General features: G+C 69.6%; 1 protein-coding gene and 2 pseudogenes. All 3 read left to right on the top strand.

Features of this window, described 5'->3' with window-relative positions:
• A pseudogene (locus tag ACLEQD_RS43630) lies at positions 1 to 331 on the top strand (transporter); the annotation flags it as partial.
• Between the two features lie 48 nt (positions 332 to 379).
• Positions 380 to 1,000: an L-threonylcarbamoyladenylate synthase gene (locus ACLEQD_RS43625; RefSeq protein WP_410391826.1), complete on the top strand. Its 621-nt coding sequence runs from the start codon at positions 380 to 382 to the stop codon at positions 998 to 1,000.
• 23 nt (positions 1,001 to 1,023) lie between these two features.
• Positions 1,024 to 1,296 (top strand): annotated as a pseudogene (locus ACLEQD_RS43620) (hypothetical protein); the annotation flags it as partial.

Below are 1,296 nucleotides of genomic sequence, written 5' to 3'. Positions count from 1 at the left end.
TGAGCTGGACGCGCTGGTGACGGTGGGGCCGGCGGCGCTGCTGCTCGTGGCGCTGCGCGGCCTGGCCATCTGGGCCGCGTGCCGCAGGTTCGCGCCCGCCGAGGACCCGCGCCTCAAGCGCTACCTGTGGATGGGGCTCATCTCCCAGGCGGGCGTGACGTTCGGCCTGGCGGCGCTGGTGTCGCGCACCTTCCCGTCCTTCGGGCCGCAGGTGGAGGTGCTCATCATCGCGATGATCACCGCGCACGAGCTGGTGGGGCCGGTGCTCACGCGGCGCGCCCTGCTGGGCAGTGGCGAAATCCGTGCGGAAGAGGCGGGCGGCGGCGCATAGTGGGGGCAGCACCCCTCACGGGGTGGCCTCTGCCAGGAGCTTCCCGCCATGCCCGCCGCCGCCGCTCCCATCCTCGAGGTGGACGTGGATCATCCCTCGCCCCGCCAGGTCGCACGGGCGGTGGAGGTGCTGGAGAAGGGCGGCGTCATCGCCTATCCCACGGACACGTACTACGGGCTCGGCTGTGATTTGAATTCTAAGAAAGCAATTGAGCGGCTTTACCAGCTCAAGGGCCGCGACCGGAAGAAGCCCCTGTCGCTGCTGTGCCCGGACCTGTCGGACGTGGCCCGCTACGCGCACGTGAGCAACTTCGCCTACCGCGCCATGAAGGGGCTTACCCCCGGCGCCTTCACCTTCATCCTGGAGGCCACGCGCCTGGTGCCGGAGGTGATGATGACGAAGCAGAAGCAGGTGGGCCTGCGCGTGCCGGACGCCGCCCTGCCCAGGGCGCTGGCGAAGGCGCTCGGCCGCCCGCTCATCACCACCTCCGCGACCCACACGGACGGTACGGTCCTCTCGGACGCGCGGGACATCAAGACGGCGCTGGGCCATGGCCTGGACCTGATTCTTGACGGTGGCGTGACATTGAACGAGCCGTCCACGGTGGTTTCACTCATAGGCGATACGCTTGAAATCCTGAGGCAGGGCAAGGGTAGTCTGGAGTCCTGAAATCCTTTTCAGAGGGGGAAGTCTTGGCCGAGGGCGACCCGTCCGCGAAGTCTGTCGTTGACTCACCGGAGCGTGTGCCGGGCGCGCTCGCGCTGCTGGGCCTGCTGGTGTTGCGTCCCATTGATCTGCATTACCGGCTGCGCGAGGCGGGCATCCGTTCACCGGCGGGCCGCATCGGGCAGCTGTGGCGGGAGCAGGCGGAAGGGGGCCGCGCGGCGGGGGCCTTCGTGGCGCGGATGCTGCGTCCTGCTCGCTCGTGCTGTCGGCCGGGCCTCACGGTGCTGGCGGGGCTGGGG

This window comes from Corallococcus sp. 4LFB (assembly GCF_046520365.1).
Classification (GTDB): domain Bacteria; phylum Myxococcota; class Myxococcia; order Myxococcales; family Myxococcaceae; genus Corallococcus; species Corallococcus caeni.
Note: the sequence above shows the minus strand (reverse complement) of the source record. Positions and strands in the feature narration are given on the sequence as shown.